Source organism: Streptomyces monashensis, from assembly GCF_001866665.1.
GTDB classification, from domain to species: Bacteria; Actinomycetota; Actinomycetes; order Streptomycetales; family Streptomycetaceae; genus Streptomyces; species Streptomyces monashensis.
Genome location: NZ_MLYO01000076.1, coordinates 133,310 through 147,903 on the forward strand (window position 1 = coordinate 133,310; position 14,594 = coordinate 147,903).

14 protein-coding genes are annotated in these 14,594 nt (G+C 73.9%); 7 read left to right on the forward strand and 7 right to left on the reverse strand.

What is annotated here, in order from left to right; genetic code table 11:
* Window position 1 precedes the first annotated feature (1 nt).
* Both gnd and BIV23_RS38005 read left to right on the forward strand, forming a co-directional pair.
* The gene (gnd, locus tag BIV23_RS38000) at window positions 2-880 is read left to right on the forward strand and encodes a phosphogluconate dehydrogenase (NAD(+)-dependent, decarboxylating) (RefSeq protein ID WP_071385541.1); all 879 of its coding nucleotides are present in this window, start codon (window positions 2-4) and stop codon (window positions 878-880) included.
* A 6-nt stretch (window positions 881-886) separates the two neighbouring features.
* The gene (locus tag BIV23_RS38005) at window positions 887-1,480 is read left to right on the forward strand and encodes a histidine phosphatase family protein (protein WP_071385542.1); all 594 of its coding nucleotides are present in this window, start codon (window positions 887-889) and stop codon (window positions 1,478-1,480) included.
* A gap of 39 nt (window positions 1,481-1,519) precedes the next feature.
* Here the strand turns inward: BIV23_RS38005 and BIV23_RS38010 are convergent, their stop codons facing one another.
* The 3 genes from BIV23_RS38010 to BIV23_RS38020 all read right to left on the reverse strand — a co-directional run bounded on the left by BIV23_RS38010 (window position 1,520) and on the right by BIV23_RS38020 (window position 6,392).
* Window positions 1,520-3,448, reverse strand: a complete 1,929-nt coding sequence (locus BIV23_RS38010; RefSeq protein ID WP_071385543.1) for an ArnT family glycosyltransferase — start codon at window positions 3,446-3,448, stop codon at window positions 1,520-1,522.
* 170 nt (window positions 3,449-3,618) lie between these two features.
* Window positions 3,619-5,415 (reverse strand): bifunctional sugar phosphate isomerase/epimerase/4-hydroxyphenylpyruvate dioxygenase family protein, encoded by a 1,797-nt coding sequence (locus BIV23_RS38015; protein WP_071385575.1) that lies wholly within the window; start codon window positions 5,413-5,415, stop codon window positions 3,619-3,621.
* 80 nt (window positions 5,416-5,495) lie between these two features.
* Entirely contained in the window at window positions 5,496-6,392 is an 897-nt protein-coding gene (locus tag BIV23_RS38020; protein WP_071385544.1) for a shikimate dehydrogenase, read from the reverse strand.
* Between the two features lie 163 nt (window positions 6,393-6,555).
* Between BIV23_RS38020 and BIV23_RS38025 the strand changes: the two genes are divergently transcribed.
* Both BIV23_RS38025 and BIV23_RS38030 read left to right on the forward strand, forming a co-directional pair.
* The gene (locus tag BIV23_RS38025; protein ID WP_071385545.1) at window positions 6,556-7,221 is read left to right on the forward strand and encodes a TetR/AcrR family transcriptional regulator; all 666 of its coding nucleotides are present in this window, start codon (window positions 6,556-6,558) and stop codon (window positions 7,219-7,221) included.
* A gap of 239 nt (window positions 7,222-7,460) precedes the next feature.
* Window positions 7,461-8,822, forward strand: a complete 1,362-nt coding sequence (locus BIV23_RS38030) for an MFS transporter (RefSeq protein ID WP_071385546.1) — start codon at window positions 7,461-7,463, stop codon at window positions 8,820-8,822.
* Between the two features lie 36 nt (window positions 8,823-8,858).
* Here BIV23_RS38030 and BIV23_RS38035 read toward each other — a convergent pair whose 3' ends face one another.
* The 3 genes from BIV23_RS38035 to BIV23_RS38045 form a co-directional block, all read right to left on the reverse strand.
* Window positions 8,859-9,200, reverse strand: a complete 342-nt coding sequence (locus BIV23_RS38035; RefSeq protein WP_071385547.1) for a VOC family protein — start codon at window positions 9,198-9,200, stop codon at window positions 8,859-8,861.
* 232 nt (window positions 9,201-9,432) lie between these two features.
* Window positions 9,433-10,029, reverse strand: a complete 597-nt coding sequence (locus BIV23_RS38040) for a TetR/AcrR family transcriptional regulator (protein WP_071385548.1) — start codon at window positions 10,027-10,029, stop codon at window positions 9,433-9,435.
* 90 nt (window positions 10,030-10,119) lie between these two features.
* Entirely contained in the window at window positions 10,120-10,560 is a 441-nt protein-coding gene (locus BIV23_RS38045; protein WP_071385549.1) for a PPOX class F420-dependent oxidoreductase, read from the reverse strand.
* A 90-nt stretch (window positions 10,561-10,650) separates the two neighbouring features.
* On the opposite strand from BIV23_RS38045, the gene BIV23_RS38050 reads away from it, so the two are divergent.
* From BIV23_RS38050 to BIV23_RS38060, 3 genes are all read left to right on the forward strand, one after another.
* Entirely contained in the window at window positions 10,651-11,235 is a 585-nt protein-coding gene (locus tag BIV23_RS38050) for a TetR/AcrR family transcriptional regulator (protein WP_071385550.1), read from the forward strand.
* The gene (locus tag BIV23_RS38055) at window positions 11,232-12,584 is read left to right on the forward strand and encodes an MFS transporter (protein ID WP_071385551.1); all 1,353 of its coding nucleotides are present in this window, start codon (window positions 11,232-11,234) and stop codon (window positions 12,582-12,584) included. The genes BIV23_RS38050 and BIV23_RS38055 overlap by 4 nt, the downstream gene beginning before the upstream one ends.
* Before the next feature lie 61 nt (window positions 12,585-12,645).
* Window positions 12,646-13,869: a serine hydrolase domain-containing protein gene (locus BIV23_RS38060; protein WP_071385552.1), complete on the forward strand. Its 1,224-nt coding sequence runs from the start codon at window positions 12,646-12,648 to the stop codon at window positions 13,867-13,869.
* 20 nt (window positions 13,870-13,889) lie between these two features.
* Here the strand turns inward: BIV23_RS38060 and ribA are convergent, their stop codons facing one another.
* Entirely contained in the window at window positions 13,890-14,561 is a 672-nt protein-coding gene (gene ribA / locus BIV23_RS38065) for a GTP cyclohydrolase II (protein ID WP_071385553.1), read from the reverse strand.
* Between the last annotated feature and the right edge of the window lie 33 nt (window positions 14,562-14,594).

Sequence of the window (14,594 nt, forward strand, 5' to 3'; positions counted from 1 at the left end):
CATGCAGCTCGGTCTCATCGGTCTCGGCAAGATGGGCGGCAACATGCGCGAGCGGATCCGCCGCGCCGGCCACACCGTCATCGGCTACGACCGCAACCCCGACGTCTCCGACGTCAAGTCCCTCGAAGAGCTGGTCGAGAAGCTCGACGCGCCCCGCCACATCTGGGTGATGGTCCCGGCCGGCACCGCCACCCAGACCGTCGTCGACGAACTCGGCGACCTGCTCCAGCCCGGCGACACGGTCATCGACGGCGGCAACTCCCGCTGGACCGACGACGAGAAGCACGCCGCGGCCCTCGCCATCAAGGGCATCGGCTTCGTCGACGCCGGTGTCTCCGGCGGCGTGTGGGGCCTGCAGAACGGCTACGCGCTCATGGTCGGCGGCGACAAGGAGCACGTCGAGCGGCTGCACCCGATCTTCGAGGCGCTCAAGCCGGAGGGCCCCTACGGCTACGTCCACGCGGGCCGGGTCGGCGCCGGGCACTTCTCCAAGATGGTCCACAACGGCATCGAGTACGCCATGATGCAGGCGTACGCCGAGGGCTGGGAGCTGCTGGAGAAGGTGCACTCGGTGGAGAACGTGCGCGAGGTGTTCCGCTCCTGGCAGGAGGGCACCGTCATCCGCTCCTGGCTGCTCGACCTCGCGGTCAACGCCCTGGACGAGGACGAGCACCTGGAGAAGCTGCGCGGCTACGCGGAGGACTCCGGCGAGGGCCGCTGGACGGTCGAGGCGGCCATCGACAACGCCGTCCCGCTGCCCGCGATCACGGCGTCGCTGTTCGCCCGGTTCGCCTCGCGCCAGGACGACTCCCCGCAGATGAAGATGATCGCCGCGCTGCGCAACCAGTTCGGCGGCCACGCGGTCGAGAAGAAGGGCTGAACCACCGTGGGGGACCTCCTGCTGGTCCGCCACGGTGAGACGGAGTGGAGCCTGTCGGGCCAGCACACCAGCTGGACCGACCTGCCCCTGACCGAGCACGGCGAGGAACAGGCCAAGTCCCTCGCCCCGCTCCTCACCGGGCGGACGTACGCCCGCGCGCTGGCCAGCCCGCTGGGCCGCGCGATACGCACCGCCGAACTGGCGGGCCTGAGCGGGCTCGTGACCGACCCCGACCTGCACGAGTGGGACTACGGCGGCTACGAGGGCATCACCACGGCCGACATCCACACCACCCGCCCCGGCTGGGACCTGTGGACCGACGGTGTGCCGCCCGGCCCCGAGGGCCACCCGGGCGAGTCGCCCGCGCAGATCGGCGCCCGCGCCGACCGGGTGCTGGCCCGGGTCGACACGGCGCTCGCCGAGGGCGCCGGGGACGTGGTCCTCGTGGCCCACGCCCACTTCCTGCGGGTGCTCACCGCCCGCCGGCTGGGCCTCGCACCCGCCGAGGGCCGGCTGTTCCAGCTGGCCACCGGCACGGTCAGCCGGCTCTCCACCGAGCACGGCCGGCCCGTGATCGCCGAGTGGAACAGGCGGGCGTGACGGCCGTCAGCCGTACGCCCGCCCGTCCCGCGGCCCGGTTCACCCCCTGCGGTGGGCCGGGCCGCAGTCGTACAGCCGGTTCGTGTGGTCGCGCGATCCGTCGTACGCGGCCGCCGGGACGGGCGCGCAGTGATCGCTCGTCCAGCGCACCAGCCCGCCGACGAGCGTGTGCGCCCCGTGCCGGTGCGCGGCCCGGACGTCGGTCCGCTTCAGGACGACGTAGCGCAGCCGGCCGGAGTCGATCAGCCGGTGGAAGCGGGCGGAGGAGGGGTACGGGACCCGCCCGGTGAAGCCGCCCATGGGCATGACGTGCGCGTTCGCCGAGATGACGTACGGCGCGGCGGACCACCAGCCGGGGACGGCGGCCAGGTACTCGGCGCCGTGCCGGTGCGCGGTGAGATAGCCGAGCAGGTGCTGCTGGGCGGGGTCCAGTTGGGCGAGCGGGTTGCCCGAGCGGTGGCTGGTGGGCCCGACCCGGGCCAGCGAGCCGGGCTGGTTGTAGCGCAGCGACAGCGCCGACGCCGACCAGGCGGCGGGCACGAGCAGGGCCGCGGCCAGGCCCACGGCAAGACCGGCCCGGGCCACGCGCGGGCGGCGCCGGAGCACGGCCAGGGCCAGGGCGACCACGGCGAGGACGGCGGCGGCCGGGCCCGACCAGGGCAGGAAACGCGGGTACCACAGGGTCAGCGCCACGCACCAGGCGGCGTTGACGGCGAGCGCCACCGGCAGCACCCAGCCCTGCGGGCCGCCCCTGAGCCCGGCCCGCCAGGCCCGTACGACACCGGCGCCGGCGAACGCAGCGAGCGCGACCGCGACCACCCCCATGTAGTAGGTGTGCCCGGTCACGCTGCCGAAGCTGAAGACGAAGAAGAACGTCGCCAGCCACACGCCCCACAGCACCTGCCCGGCGAGCACCCGGTCCGTGCGGGCCGGGCGCCGCCGCCACAGCGCCAGGGCGCCGCCGACGAGCCCGAGCGCGGCCAGCGGGTAGAGCCACCCGGTCTGGGTGGCGAGCCCGGGGCTGAACATCTTCCACACGCTGTCGCCCATGCCGGGGCCCGAACCGGCCGCCCGCAGGCTCTCGTTGGGCGCGACGCTGCCGGTGCCGGCCGCGTCGACGCCGACCGTGTGGAAGCGGGTGAGGAAGTTGTAGCCGACGACCAGGCCGAACGCCGAGTTGTCGGTGGTGCCGTCGAGATACGGGCGGGCGGAGCCCGGGGTGAGGGTGGCCGCGACCATCCACGACACCGACACCGCGAACATGACCGCGGCGGCGAGCGCGAGGTCCCGCAGCCGGCGGCGCAGGCTCGGCGGGGCGGCGACCAGGTAGGTGCCGGCGAGCGCGGGCAGCACCGCCCAGGCCTCCAGCATCTTGCACTGGAAGGCGACGCCCACCCAGAACCCGGCGAGCAGCAGCGGGCCCACCCGGCCCCGCTCGGTCGCGCGCCAGGCCGCCTCGGCGGCGAGCAGGAGCAGCAGGACGAACGGGGCGTCCTCGGTGACGGACCGACCGAGGCCGATCGTCACCGGGGTGAGGGCCAGGAAGGCCGCCGCCAGCAGCCCGGCCGGCACGCCCGCCCAGCGCCTGACCAGCACATGGAGCAGGACCACCGAGGCGACGATCTCCAGGGCCTGCGGCAGCACCAGCGCCCACGGGTGGAAGCCGAACACCAGCGCCGACAGTGCCTGCGGCCACAGGAAGCCGGGCAGTTTGTCGATGGTGAGGGTGTTGCCCGGGTCGAAGGAGCCGAACAGGAACGCGACCGGGTTGTCCGTCATGCTGCGCACCGCGGCGGCGTAGAAGCCGTGGAACGAACTGTGGTCGAGGCCCCACAGGCACAGCAGCGCGGCGAGTGCGGCTATGGCCACCAGTACCGGGCGTTCGTACCGCTGGGCGGGCGGGCGGGGCGCGGCCGCGGGCGGCGGCCCGCCGTCCCGGACGACCGACTCGGTGGAGGTGCTCAGCATGAACGGCCTTTCAGGCTCCCGGAAAACGTGTGACACGGGCGCAGCGCGCATACCGGATCTTGCGGAGTATCCGCGTCCGGAGATGTACGGAGCCTGAACCGGAGCTGAATCCGGTGGAGGTCTCACCGCCCTCTCACCCCTACGGGAGATCCGGTAAGAGGCCGGTCAGTTCAACGCAAGAGCCGTCCCGTGTGCTGAGCCGCGAGCCGCACCGGCGCGTTGACGGCACCGTACCCCTGGTGGCCGGGATCGCGCTGGACGAGTTCGAAGAAGACCCGGCCGACCGTCTCGGTGTAGCAGTGCCGGAAGGCGCCGCCCGCGTCGCGGTCGTAGAGGATGCCGAGCTCGTGGTACGTCTCCAACTCACCCTCGGCGAAGGCGAATCGGGCGGCGAGGTCGTCGTAGTAGTTGTCCGGGACCGGCAGCAGCCGGCCGCCGGCCGCGCGCAGGGCGCGGGCGGCGGCCACCACGTCGTCGGTGGCCAGTGCGATGTGCGCGGCGTGCACCGTCCCGTCGGCGGGCGCCGCGCCGACGGTGAGCGCGATACGGACACCGCCGTCGGCGCTCGCGACGGCCCTGCTGCGGCGCAGCCCGTAGGGGTCGGCGAGGTCGATGCTCTCGCGGGCGTCCAGCCCGAGGACGCTGCGGTGGAAGAGCGTCGCCGCGTCGTAGCGGTGCCAGGGCTGGGTGAGGGCGAGGTGGTCGATGCGGGTGGCGCCGGCGGGCCCGGGGGCGTCCGGCAGTGCGGCGAAGTCGCCTCGCCAGCGCGGGAGCCGGGACGGGTCGGAGGTCTCGTCGGCGAGGAAGAACAGCTCCGTGCCGTCGGGTGCGGCGACCGCGTCCAGCGGGGCGTCCTCGGGGGCGCGGCGGCAGGGCAGGACGGGGGCGTGCAGGGCCTCGGCGCGGCGGGCGGCGCCGGCGGGGTCGGGAGACGCGAGCCCGATCGCGGCGAGCCGGGTGCCGTCACGGCGGTCGGCGCCGGTGTTGACGAGGATGCGGGCCGCACCGTGCTCCCACAGGTCGACGGGTTTGCCGCGGTGCCGGGCGGTGCGGGCGAAGCCGAGGGCGGCCAGCAGGGCGGTGACCGGTTCGGCGTCCGCGGTGAGGAGTTCGGCGAAGGCGATCCCCGTGGGGACGACCCGCGGCGGCAGCTCGGCGGCGCCGACGGCCTCCTGGAGCAGCAGCAGGGACCGGTGGGCGTCCACGGCGGTGGCACCGGCATCGGCCTGCCGGTGGACGTCGTTGAACACCTCCAGCGACAACGGCCCCCGGTAGCCGGCGTCGAGGACGTGCCGCAGCAGTCCCGCGACGTCGAGGCCGCCCTGGCCGGGGAAGCAGCGGTGATGGCGGCTCCACTGGAGGACGTCCATGGCCGGCAGCGGCGCGTCGGCGAGCTGGAGGAAGAAGATCCTGTCGCCGGGTATGTCCGCGATGCCGCGGGGGTCCGAACCGCGGGAGAGGATGTGGAAGCTGTCCAGGCAGGTGCCGAGCGCGGGGTGTCCGGCCGCCTCGACGATGCGCCACGCGTGGTCGTACGTGTTCACATGCCGCCCCCAGGCCAGTGCCTCGTACGCCACCCGGATCCCGAACTCCTGGGCGAGGTCGGCGAGTCGGGCCAGCTGTGCGGTGGCGAGTGCGTCGTCGTCCACGGCGAGCGGGCTGACGCTGGAGCACACGAGCACGGTGTCGGCACCGAGCCGCCGCATCAGCTCGAACTTGTGCCGGGCACGCTTCAGGTTTCCGGCGTGGACCTTCTCCGGAACGGCCTCGATGTCCCGCATCGGCTGGTACAGGTCGATCCGCAGCCCGAGATCGGCGCACCGGGCGCGGATCTCCTCGGGCGGGAGCGGGCTGGCGAGCAGGTCGTTCTCGAAGATCTCCACCCCGTCGAACCCGGCCCGCGCGGCGGCGGTGAGCTTCTCGGTGAGGGAGCCGCTGAGGGAGACGGTGGCGATGGAGGTGCGCAGCGCCCCGTACGGGGCGCGGGCCGTGCCGGCGTGCGGCTCCGCCGCGTGGGCACGGTCAACCGCGACGAAGCCGTCCCCGGTCATCCGGCCAGACTCCCCGAACGCTCAGCCCCCGCCAGCTCCGCGAGGTCGCCCAGCATGCGCCCGCTGTCCGGCTCCACCCCCGTGAACAGCCGAAACGCGTCCGCGGCCTGGAACACGGCCATCCCGCCCCCGGGCAGCACGGCACAGCCGCGCTCCCGCGCGACCCGCACCAACTCGGTCTCCAGCGGCCGGTACACCACCTCGGCCACCCACGATCCGGCCCGCAACAGCTCGGCGGGCAGCGGCAGTCCGGGATGGGCGGCCATACCCGTAGGGGTCGCGTGGACGAGTCCCCCCGCACCGTCGGCCTCCGCCAGCAGCACGGGCAGCTGATCGGCGGCCGCCGCCTGCGCCCGGCCGGGGCCGAAGTGCCGTACGAGCGACTCGGCGAGCCCGGCCGCGCGGCCGGGCAGCGCGTCGACGACCGTCACCCGCCCCGCGCCCAGGGTCAGCACGGCGTGCGCCACCGCCGCGCCCGCGCCCCCCGCGCCGAGCTGGACGACCCGCTCCAGAGGGGCGTCCGGCAGGCCGCGCGCGAAGGACGCGGCGAAGCCGGTGACGTCGGTGTTGTGACCGACGGCCCGGCCGTCGGCGCCGAAGACGACGGTGTTGACCGCGCCGAGCGCCTCGGCGCGCGGGTCGAGCGCGTCCAGGTGACCGAGGACGAGCTGCTTGCAGGGGTGGGTGATGTTGAGCCCGTCGAAGCCGAGGTCGCGGGCGGCCCGGACCAGGTCGCCGACGGCCTCCGGGGCGACACCGAGGACGTCGATGTCGAGAAGCCGGTAGAGGAGGCGCAGGCCCTGCCGGTCCGCCTCCCGCTGGTGCAGGGCGGGGCTGAGCGAGGGGCCTATGCCGGCCCCGACCAGCCCGACGAGATACGAGTCCTTGGCCACGCGGACCTCCCGAGGCGACGCTAATGTACGAACCAGTACGTTAGCTATATCAGCGGCGGGAGTCCCGGGGAAGCCCCCGGCGGCGTCCGGGGCCCTGCTTCTACAATCACCGGCACCACCGACGAGTGCTCCGCCCCGGTGTCCCCGGCCCCGAAGGAACCCGATGACCAGCGTCGAAGAACCCCTGCACCCCGGCGGGAAGCTGCGCGACGCCGCCCGCACCCGGGCCGAGATCCTCGACGTGGCCACGCAGGAGTTCGCGCGGGCCGGCTACGACGGCGCCCGCGTCGACGAGATAGCGGCCCGCACCCGCACCACCAAGCGGATGATCTACTACTACTTCGGCGGCAAGCAGCAGCTGTTCACGGCCGTGCTGGAGCGGGCGTACGGCGTGATCCGGGAGGCCGAGCAGCGCCTGGACGTCGAGCACCTGGACCCGGTCGCGGCGATCCGGCGCCTCGCCGAGCTGACCCTCGACCACCACGAGCAGCACCCGGACTTCATCCGCCTGGTCAGCATCGAGAACATCCACGGCGCCGAGCACATCGCGGCCTCCGAGAAGCTCGCACGGATCGGGTCCCCGGCGCTGGACGTGATCCGCCGGATCCTCACCGCCGGACAGGAGTCCGGGCTGTTCACGGCCGACGTGGACGCGGTCGACCTGCACGCGGTGATCAGCTCGTTCTGCTTCTTCCGGGTCGCCAACAGGCACACGTTCGGCGCCCTGTTCGGCCGCGACCTGGCGGACCCGGGCCGGCGCGAGCACTACCGCACCATGCTCGGCGACATGGTGATCGCGTACCTGACGGCGGAGCGGGCGGACGACTGACTGCCCGCACACGCCCGCGTGGCCTCCGCGCGACGTCGGCACGACGTCCGCGGCGACGTCCGCGCGCAAAGGCTCGTGCACGGTCTCTTGACACACGGGAAACAGCGGCGCAACATCCCATCCACCACGACTAACTATCCAGTGGGTTAATTAGCCGCCGTGATCCGGCCCTCGCCCGCTCCCCTCGCCGCCCGACTCCCCTCTTCCACAGGGTGACGTTCCCCCGAAGGAGCACCGCCGTGTCCGAGTCCGTCCCCGCGCCCGCCCCCAACGCCCCTGCCGGCCAGCCCTGGAAGGCGGCGACGGCCGCCTGGATCGGCAGCGCGCTGGAGTACTACGACTTCTTCGCCTACGGCAGCGCCGCCGCCCTGGTCTTCCCGAAGGTGTTCTTCGACGCCTCCGATCCGGCCACCGCCACCCTGCTCTCGCTCGCCACCTTCGGCGTCGCCTACGCCGCCCGGCCGCTCGGCGCGCTGGTCCTCGGACACGTCGGCGACCGGCTCGGCCGCAAGAAGATCATGGTGTTCACACTGGTTCTGATGGGTCTGTCGACGTTCCTGATCGGCTGTCTGCCCACCCGCGCCCAGGCCGGCTCCCTCGCCCCCGTGCTGCTCGTGCTCTGCCGTGTCCTGCAGGGCATATCGGCGGCCGGCGAGCAGGCCGGCGCCAGCTCCATGAGCCTGGAACACGCGCCGGAGCACCGGCGCGGGTTCTTCACCAGCTTCACGCTCAGCGGCACCCAGGGCGGCCAGCTCATCGCCACGCTCGTCTTCATCGCGGTGGCGCAGCTCCCCGAGAACCAGCTGCTCTCCTGGGGCTGGCGGGTGCCGTTCTGGCTGAGCGTGGCGGTCGCCGTCGCCGGCTACGTCATCCGGCGCCGGCTGCGTGAGACGCCCGCCTTCACCCGGCAGGCCGCCACCGAGGGCGTGGCGAAGCTGCCGCTGGCGGTGCTGCTGCGCGAACACGGGACGGACGTGCTGCGCGTGATCGCGGGCTCGCTGATCGCCTCCGTCAGCACGATCTTCACGGTGTGGGCGCTGGCCTACGCCACCAGCGACGCGGTCGGCATGTCCCGTACCTCGATGCTGTGGGTGGGCGCCCTCGCCAACCTGGTCGCCCTCGGCGCGATCCCGCTGTGGGCGACCCTGTCGGACCGGATCGGGCGCAGGCCGGTGTTCCTGATCGGCGCGGTCGGCAGCGCGGTGTCCATGGCCGGGTATCTGTGGGCGGTCTCCACCGGCTCCTACCCGCTGACCCTGGCCCTCGGCATCGTCTCCTTCGGCGTGCTCTACAGCGCGGCGAACGGCGTGTGGCCCGCCTTCTACGGCGAGATGTTCGCGACCCGGGTCCGGCTGTCCGGCGTGGCGATCGGCACCCAGACCGGCTTCGCGGTGGCCGGGTTCGCGGTCACCTTCGCGGCCGAGATCGCCGGTCCGGGCGGCGCCGACTGGGGGGCGGTGGCCCTGTTCACGGCCGCGCTGTGCGTCCCTCCGGTCGTCGCCGCGCTCAGCGCCCGCGAGACGCACGCCGTCCCGGCGGAACTGCTCGGCGAGCGGAGGAGCGGGCGGCGGACGGCGCAGGCGGAGCGGATCACGGCCTGATCGGGAGCCGCCCGCGCGGCACACCCCGGATGCGCACTAGGGGCGCGGGTGGTGGGGCTCGTACAGGGCGATCTCGCCGCCGCCCGGCAGGCGGACCGCGGTCACCCGGCCCCAGCGGGCCTCCTCCACCGGGCGGCTGAACTCCGCTCCCCGCTCGGCGAGTTGGCGCCGGGTCTCGTCCAGGTCGTCGCACGTCAGCATCAGCTCGTGCGAGGGGGTGCCGTCGGTGGGGTGGCAGGCCACCTCGGTGGGCGGCGCCTTGAAGATGAGCCATCCGCTGCCCGCGTCGACGTAGTTCCAGCAGAGGGTCCCGCGCAGAAAGGCCCGGTCGGCCTCCGGGTCCCGGCTGTAGAGCACCACATGTGCACCGTTGATCACGCGGGGGAGGCTAGTGCGGCGGGCAGGCCCGGACAAGCACCGCGCCCGGCGGCCGCCGGGCATGTCCGGCCCCCGGCGGGAATCACCCGCCGGGGCGGGTGGCCGCGCGACCGTCCCGCGCGCACGCTGGGATCCGTAGGGAACGCCGACCGGGCACGGTCCCGGAACGGAGGAGGAGCCATGAGCGGCCCACCACACCCCATGACGTTCCTTCCGCTCAGGCCCACCGTGGTCAGGGCGCCGGGGCCACCGCGGCGTCGAGCAGCGGGCCCAGTTCCCGTACGGCCCAGGTCAGCGGCCGTACGTCCTGGTCGGCGCGGGCCAGCAGGATCGCACCCTCCAGGGTGCTGATCATCAGCGTGGCCAGGGACGCGGCGCGGGCCGCGGGGACGCCCATGCCGGCCAGGGCCTCGGCGAGCGGGGTCCGCCAGGCCGTGAAGGCGGCGGCCGCGGCCTCGCGGGCCGAGCCGCCGGCGGCGGCGCACTCGGCGGCGGCCGCGGCGACCGGGCAGCCCGCGGCGAAGCCCTCTGCCGCGTACTCGTCGGTCCACTGCGCGACCATCGCCGCGAACAGGGCGCTCGGGCTCGGCTCGTCCAGGCTCGCGACGAAGCGGCCGATCCGCCCGCCCGCGTACCGTCCGGCCCAGCCGACCGCCTCATTGACCAGCTGTTCCTTGCCGCCCGGGAAGTAGTGCTGCAGGGACCCGCGCGGCGCGCCGGCATGGACGGCGACCTCACGCATTCCGGTCGCGGTCACGCCGTGTCGCCGGATGAGCTCGACCGCGCTGACGACCATCCGCTCCCGCGGCCCCGGCCGCTCCTCGCCCATCGCCGACCTCCGTTCCGTGCCGGCCCCAGCCTATGACCACGGTCATAACTGCCGCCACCAGGACGGCGGACCGGCGACCGTCACCCCCGCTCACTCCTTCTTCGGGATCCCGTACACCCGTTCCACCCGCAGCCGTACGACCAGGCGCCGGTCGCGGACCATCGCCGCACGGTAGTCGTCCCAGTCGGGGTGTTCGCCGAGGACGTCGCGGTAGAGGCGGACCAGCTCCTCGACCGTGTCGTCGTGCGGGTCGCGGGCGACCGGGGTCAGTTCGGCGGTGCCCTCGGCGACGGTGTACGCCCAGCGGTCGGCGCTGGTGACGTGGTACGAGGCGCGGGGGTCGCGGCGCAGGTTGCGGGTCTTGGCGCGGTCGTCCGTGACGGAGATCCGGATGAGCCGCTCGTCGGGGTCGTAGGCGTGGCTGACGTTGGACAGCTGGGGGCGGCCGTCCTGCTTGAGGGTGACCAGGGTGCCGCCGTGGCCCGAGGAGAGCAGGTCGAGCAGGGCGTCCTGTGTGGTGTCGTGAGTCATATCACGGTCAACTCGGCGGTGCGGGCCGCGCATTCCCACGGACGACACCGATAGTAGACAGTGTCTACCCACGCCTGGTAGACACCGTCCATGACCGATTCCGACAACGGGTTGCGGGAGCGTCTGGTCGACGTCGGGGTGGAGCTGCTGGCCGCCGAGGGGCCGGCGGCGCTCACCCTGCGGGAGATCGCACGGCGCGCCGGCGTCTCGCACGGGGCGCCGCGCCGCCACTTCCCCACCCACCTGGAACTGCTGTCCGCCATCGCCCGCCGGGGCTTCGCCGACCTCGCCGAACGCGTGCGGCACACGCCCGGCAGCGGCGCCGGCGCCGGGCCCCGCGCACAGGTGGCCGCGCTGGCGCGGACGTATCTGGAGTTCGCGCTGGAGAACCCGGGAATGTACGAGCTGATGTTCCGTCATGATCTGCTGGAGAGCGGGCATTCGGGGTTGCGGCAGACGAGCCTTCCGCTCTTCGCGCTGCTCTCCGGGCTGGTCGGCGAGGTGCGGCCGGAGGCCGACGCCCGGCGGGCGGCGGGGGCGCTGTGGGCGAACCTGCACGGGATCGCCCAGCTGTGGCGCTGGCGCAGTCTTCAACTCGCCCTGGACAGCGAGGACGTCGGGCCGTTGCTCGATGCGGCCCTGGCGGCGCACCTGGGCCCGGAGGGCGGGCGGTGAACCGGCGGTGGACGCTGGTGAGCAGTGTGGCGGGCGCGGTGGTCGTGGCGCTGGACGGTACGGTCCTCACGGTCGCGCAGCCGTGCCTGCAAAGGGAGTTGGGCGCGTCGTTCGCCGAGGTGCAGTGGTCCAGTACGGCGTATCTCGTCGCGGTGGCGAGCCTGCTGGTGTTCGCGGGCCGGCTCGGTGACCGGTACGGGCACCGGCGGGTGTTCGCGCTCGGCCTGCTGGGCTTCGGGGCGGCGTCGACGGGGATCGGTCTCGCGCCCGGGGTGGGCTGGGTGATCGGGCTGCGGGCGGTGCAGGGGGCGTTCGGTGCGTTGTTGCAGCCGGCCACGCTGGGCATGCTGCGGGCGGCGTTCCCGCCTCAGCTGCTGGCGAAGCCGCTCGCCGTGCGGACGGCGGCGATCGGGCTGGCGGCGGCAGCGGGACCCGTCGTGGGCGGCGCGCTGGTGACGGGGCTGGGCTGGCGGGCGGTGTTCCTCGTGAACGCACTGCCCGCGCTCGCCTTCGGCCTGCCGGCCCTGCTGCGCCCGGAGCGGACCCCGGCCGTCGGTGCCGGGACGGCGCTGGACGTACCGGGTGCGGTGCTGCTCGCGGTCGCGCTGGCCGCTCTGGTGCACGCGCTGACCGCCGGGGCCGTCTCCTGGCCGGGGCTCGCCCTCGCCGGGGCCGCCGCGGCCGTCCTCGTCCGGCACGAGCGGCGTACGGCGAGTCCGCTGCTGCCGCCGGGCGTCGTCGGCTCACGGGTGGTCGCGGCCGCGCTCGGCGTCCTGGTCACGGTGTCGGCGTCGCTGTTCGGCACGCTCTTCGTGGCCACGTACGTCCTCCAACGCGGCCTCGGGCTCGACCCGTTGCAGAGCGCCCTGCGCAGTCTGCCGCTGGCCGTGCTGATGGTGGCGTCCGCCGCGCTGTGCCCGGTGCTGCTGCGCCGCCTCGGTGCGCGCCGTACGACGGCGGGGGCGGCGGCGCTGCTCGCGCTCGGGGTCCTCGTGCTGTCGCAGGCCGCGTCCGCGCCGGCGTTCGGCTGCGGCTTCGCCCTGCTGGGCGCCGGGTTCGGGACCGTGATGGTGGCGGCCACGCACGTCGTCGTGACGGCGACGGAGGTGGCGGTGGCCGGGGTGGCGGGCGGCTTGCAGCAGACGGCGCTGAACGTGGGTCCCGCCCTGGGCGTGGCCGCGGCGAGCGCGCTGCTGGGCGCCGGGACCGAACCGGCGCTGCTCGTCCTCGCGGCCGTCGCGGCGCTCGGTGCGCTGCCGGCCTGCGCGCTGTCCCGGGCCCACGGCGTCGCGTCGGTCACACCCGGCGCCGGAGATCACCTCCGGCACTCCGTTTCTGCGCGACGATGAGCACCGGACGCGGACCGGGTGGTCGGGCGGGGTCGCGTACGACGGCGAGCGGAGGAGAGCGATGGCGGGGCTGGGGCAGGAAGTCGAGCCGGGCGAGGCGGGGCTGGACGCCGCGGGGCTGGACCGGCTGGAGCGGTACCTCGCCGGGCACGTGGACGCGGGGCGGCTGCCCGGCTTTCTGCTGGCCCTGGCCCGCGGCGGGCGCGTCGCGCACCTCACGGTGTACGGGCGGCGCGATGTCGCGGGCGAACTGCCGGTGGAGTCGGACACGTTGTGGCGGATCTACTCGATGACCAAGCCGGTCACCGCCGTGGCCGTGCTACTGCTGGTGGAGGAGGGCCGGCTGGGCCTGGACGATCCGCTGGAGCGGTATCTGCCCGCGTTCGCCGAACCCCGGGTGTACGACGGCGGTTCGGGGGACGGCCTCACCACCCGCCCGGCCGCCGGACCGATCCGGATCCGTCATCTGCTCACCCACACCGCCGGGTTGACCTACGGCTTCTACCACCACCATCCGGTCGACGCCCTGTACCGCGACTCGGGGCTGGAGTACTCGGTGCCGCCGGGGGCCGATCTGGCCGAGACGGTCGAGGTGTACGCGCGGATGCCGCTGCAGTTCGAGCCTGGCACGCAGTGGAACTACTCGGTCGCCTCGAACGTGCTGGGCCGGGTGGTCGAGGTGGTGTCCGGGCGGCCGCTGGACGTGTTCTTCGCCGAGCGTGTCCTCGGCCCGCTCGGCATGACCGACACCGGGTTCCATCTCGCGCCCGGGCAGGAGCCCCGGCTGGCCGGGCTGTACCGGGAGACGGACGAGGGCGGGATCGCGCCGGTGGCGGGGCTGCCGGTGCACGGCCGGCCGCGGTTCCTGTCGGGCAGCGGCGGCCTGGTCTCCTCGGCGTACGACTTCCACCGGTTCATGGAGATGCTGCGCCGCGGCGGCGAACTGGACGGCCTGCGGCTGCTGTCGGCGGACAGCGTCACGCTGATGACCGGCAACCGGCTGCCCGGCGGTGCCGTCCTGCGCGCCTTCGGCGCCCCGGTCCACCGGGAGCCCGGCAACGACGGCCTGGGCTTCGGTTTCAACGTCTCCGTGGTGGTCGACCCGTCCCGCACCCTGGCCCCGTCCAGCCTCGGTACGTACGGCTGGACGGGCGCGGCCACGACCGTGTTCTGGGTGGACCCGGCCCACGAGCTGACGGTGCAGTTCATGACCCAGGTGCGCCCGAGGACGCTGAAGGTGTTCCCGCAGCTGCGGCGGCTGGTGAGCGAGGCGCTGACCGGCTGACAGCCGGGCCGCAGGAGCCGTCAGGACCCGTGGGCGACGGCGTCCAGGTGCGGCAGGATGTGGTCCATCCGCTCCCGTTTGGTGCGCAGATAGGTGATGTTGCTCTCGCACGGCTCGATCAGCAGCGGCACCCGCTCGGCGACCTGGATGCCGTGCCGGACGAGGGCCTCGCGCTTGCGCGGGTTGTTGGACATCAGCCGGACCGAGCGCACGCCGAGGTCGCGCAGGATCTCGGCGGCGACGCGGTAGTCGCGGGCGTCGACGGGCAGGCCGAGCGCGAGGTTGGCCTCCACGGTGTCCAGGCCCTCGGCCTGGAGCGCCATCGCGCGCAGTTTGGCGAGCAGTCCGATGCCGCGGCCTTCGTGCCCCCTCAAGTACACGACGACACCGCTGCCTTCGGCGACGACGGCGCGCAGCGCGGAGGCCAGCTGGTCGCCGCACTCGCAGTGCCGCGAGCCGAACGCGTCCCCGGTCAGGCATTCGGAGTGCAGCCGGGTCAGCACGTTCTCGGTGCCGATCTCGCCGTACACCAGGGCGACTTGTTCCTCGCCTCGGGCGTGGTCCAGGTATCCGATCGCCTGGAATTTCCCGTACACGGTGGGCAGCGGCGCATTCACGACGCGTTCCGTGTCCGTCCGCCCTGCGGACTTCGAGCCCAGTACGCCGATGTCGACGCCGGTGTTTTCTGTCATGATCTGATTCCTCAAGCGAGACGAAAGGCCGTG